This is a genomic window from Pseudomonas sp. (genome assembly GCF_049645325.1).
GTDB lineage: Bacteria > Pseudomonadota > Gammaproteobacteria > Pseudomonadales > Pseudomonadaceae > Aquipseudomonas.
Genome location: NZ_JBARTQ010000057.1, coordinates 1 through 3,535, shown reverse-complemented (window position 1 = coordinate 3,535; position 3,535 = coordinate 1). Strand labels below are relative to the sequence as shown.

The 3,535-nt window shown below is 62.4% G+C and carries 3 protein-coding genes and 1 pseudogene; 2 read left to right on the top strand and 2 right to left on the bottom strand.

The annotated features are described in order from the left end of the window. Window positions 1-245 precede the first annotated feature (245 nt). Complete coding sequence (locus WBB95_RS02535; protein WP_424486146.1) at window positions 246-1,064, top strand: alpha/beta fold hydrolase; 819 nt, start codon at window positions 246-248, stop codon at window positions 1,062-1,064. Between the two features lie 80 nt (window positions 1,065-1,144). Here WBB95_RS02535 and WBB95_RS02530 read toward each other — a convergent pair whose 3' ends face one another. Then, window positions 1,145-2,020: a LysR family transcriptional regulator gene (locus WBB95_RS02530; protein ID WP_424486145.1), complete on the bottom strand. Its 876-nt coding sequence runs from the start codon at window positions 2,018-2,020 to the stop codon at window positions 1,145-1,147. A gap of 161 nt (window positions 2,021-2,181) precedes the next feature. On the opposite strand from WBB95_RS02530, the gene WBB95_RS02525 reads away from it, so the two are divergent. After that, on the top strand, window positions 2,182-3,180 hold the full coding sequence (locus WBB95_RS02525; RefSeq protein ID WP_424486144.1) for an NAD(P)H-quinone oxidoreductase: 999 nt from the start codon (window positions 2,182-2,184) through the stop codon (window positions 3,178-3,180). Here the strand turns inward: WBB95_RS02525 and WBB95_RS02520 are convergent. After that, window positions 3,181-3,535: pseudogene (locus WBB95_RS02520) on the bottom strand (alkene reductase); the annotation flags it as partial.

Below are 3,535 nucleotides of genomic sequence, written 5' to 3'. Positions count from 1 at the left end.
ATCTGTACGTCATCAGCCCCTGGCGCGCGGCGCTCGAAGGTGAAGGGCTTGAGCGAATCCTTGGAATCCCGAGCGGCGTAGCTGTAAGTCTTGGCCATTTGGTTCACCTGTTGATCTGACGGTAGAGGTCAGTGGACCAGCATAGACGCTGAACCGTTCAACCGAGCACATCCGTACAAGCCCTTCGTCCGGTTTGGCGCAATAGTGGGGCTGAACTGTTTCGCCTCTCACCCAAGGAGTTTTCCATGAGCACATTCGTTGCCAAAGACGGCACCCAGATTTATTTCAAGGACTGGGGCAGCGGCAAGCCCGTACTGTTCAGCCATGGCTGGCCGCTGGATGCCGACATGTGGGAATACCAGATGGAATACCTGAGCAGCCGTGGTTTTCGCACCATCGCGTTTGACCGCCGTGGTTTCGGCCGCTCGGACCAGCCCTGGACCGGTAACGACTACAACACCTTCGCCGACGATATCGCCCAGTTGATCGAACACCTGGACCTCAACGACGTGACGCTGGTGGGCTTCTCGATGGGCGGCGGTGATGTGGCGCGCTATATCGCTCGCCATGGCACCGCCCGTGTGGCCGGCCTGGTGCTGCTGGGCGCCGTAACGCCGATATTCGGACAGAAACCGGACTACCCGCAGGGTGTGCCGACCGCCGTGTTTGACGGCATCAAGGCCGGGCTGTTGAAGGATCGCGCGCAGTTCATCGCCGATTTCAACACGCCGTTTTTCGGCATCAACAAAGGCCAGACCGTCTCCAACGGCGTGCTCACCCAAACCCTGCAGATCGCGCTGCAAGCGTCACTCAAGTCCACCGTGGATTGCGTCACGGTGTTCTCCGAGACGGACTTCCGCCCGGACATGGCCAAGATCGACGTGCCGACCCTGGTCATCCACGGCGACGGCGACCAGATCGTGCCGTTCGAGACCACCGGCAAAGTGGCCGCCGAGATGATCAAGGGTGCAACACTCAAGGTGTACAAGGATGCGCCTCACGGCTTCGCCGCGACGCACACACAACAGCTGAATGAAGACCTGTTGGCGTTCCTCAACCGCTGAGGCCCCTGAATCACCCCCTCCTTGTTTGGCCGGGCTCGCCCGGCCTTTTTATTCAAACCCGGCGCCCGCCGAGCTGCCCCTTAATCCCCCGTGCCGGCAAATGCCGCGACGATTTCATCGATCACCACCCTGACCCGCGCGGTGTGGCGCAAATCGGCGTGGGTCACCAGCCAGACGTCGTAGGGCAATGGCCGGGAGCGCTCCGGCCACAGGCGCACCAGCCCCTCGCGCTCACCGCTGTGCAGCGGGATTTCGCCAATGCCCAGCCCGGCGGCAATCGAGCGCCGCACCAACAGGCTGGAGCTCAACGCTGCCACAATGCGCCCATGCCCCAGAGGTTCGCAGGCAAGGGTCAGGTCTTTCTGGTGTTGCAGGTGCGGTTGATAGACCACCAGGTCATGGCCTTCAAACAGACTGCCAGGTTCCGGCACGCCGTGGCGATCGATATAGGCTTGAGACGCAAACAGGCCGAGCGGCCAACGGGCGATACGGCGGGCGATCAGGTCGGGGTTGTCCGGGCGGGAGTTGCGCACGGCAATGTCGGCTTCGCGCTTGGCCAGGCTGATCAATTGGGTGGAGGCGTCCAGCTGCACATGCACATCGGGGTGTTTGTCATGCAAACGGGCAATCGCCGGAATCAGAAAGTCGATGGCCATTGAATCGGTGGTGCTGACCCGTACCGTGCCGGTCAGGCGATCATCCAGGCCTTGAATCTGGCGCTCCAGGTCCAGCGCCGAGCGCTCCATCTTCTCCACCGAGACCAAGGCAGCTTCACCGACGGCGGTCAGCACGTAGCCCTCGGAGGTGCGCAAAAACAATGTCGCGCTCAAGGATTTTTCCAGCGCGTTGATCCGCCGCCCCACCGTGGCCTGGTCCACGCCCAGCACGCGCGCGGCGCCACGCAACGTCGACTCGCGGCACACCGCGAGGAACACTCGCGCATCATCCCAATTCATGCTCGCCCCCAGTGATGCATATGTGCATCAGATTGCAGTGTAATCGCAGCATTATTGCATCAGCGCTTGTGGGTATGCTGGGCACCGCAGAAAAATACTCAGAACCGGCGACGGCTCACGACGGTCCCAACCCATACGCTCATCGCTACAGGAATGCTCACATGTCCCTTCCTCACGAAATGACCCTGATCGAAATCACCACGCCCGGTGGCCCCGAGGTATTAAAGCCGCAAAAGGCACCACTGCCGACCCCGGCGGCAGGCGAGATTCTGATTCAAGTACACGCCGCCGGGGTCAACCGGCCCGACGCCCTGCAACGCGCGGGCAAGTACCCGATGAAGCCGGGCATGAGCCCGATTCCAGGGTTGGAAGTCGCCGGTGAAGTGGTGGCGCTGGGTGACGGCGTGACCGAATACCAGGTGGGCGACAAGGTCTGCGCCCTGACCAACGGCGGCGGCTATGCCGAGTATTGCGCTGTGCCTGCCAGCCAGGCGCTGCCGGTGCCAGAGGGCATGGCGTGGATTCAAGCCGCGGCGATTCCGGAAACCTTCTTTACGGTGTGGGCCAACCTGTTCGGCATCGGCGGTGCGCACAAAGGCCAGCGCGTGTTGATCCATGGCGGCACCAGCGGTATCGGCACCACCGCGCTGATGCTCTGCCGTGAGTTCGGGATTGAGGCGTTCGCCACCGCCGGCAGCGCAGACAAATGCGCCGCCATCCGTGCGCTTGGCGCTGAAGCGATCAACTACCGCGAAGAGGATTTCGCCGAGGTCATCGCCGAAAAAACCGGCGGCCAGGGCGTGAACGTGATTCTCGACATCATGGGTGGCTCCTACCTCAACAACAACCTCAAGGCCCTGGGCATGGACGGCCGCCTGGTGATGCTGGGCTTCCTCGGCGGCGCCAAGGCCAATGACGTTGACCTGCTGACCATCCTCGGCAAACGCGCGATCGTGACCGGCTCGCTGCTGCGTGCACGCACCAAGGATGAGAAAGCCGCCATCGCCGAGCAACTGCGCGAACACGTGTGGCCGGTGCTGTCAGCAGGGCGTTGCCTGCCGATGATCGACCAGGTGTTTGACTACACCAAGGCCGACCAGGCCCATGCGCGGATGGAAGGCGGCGATCACATCGGCAAGATTGTGCTGAAGGTGGTGTGATTACCCGGCGTAGGTCGGGTAATCGATATAGCCCTGCTCCCCGCCGCCGTACATGCCCTCGGCCCGCAGCGGATTCAACGGCCAGCCGTTGAAAATCCGTTGCGGCAAGTCCGGGTTGGCAATGAACGGCCGCCCGAACCCGATGAGATCGGCTAACCCGGCTTCGAGCAGTTTCGCACCGCGTTCAGCGGTATACCGGCCGGCATAGATGATCCGCCCACTGAAGGCGTTGCGTACGTCGCGGCGGAACGCTTCCGGCAGTTCAGGCGCATTGTCCCAGTCGGCTTCGGCGATGGAGACATAGGCGATGCCCGACGCTTCGAGCACCTTGACCGCTTCAAGGTAGGTGTGGTGC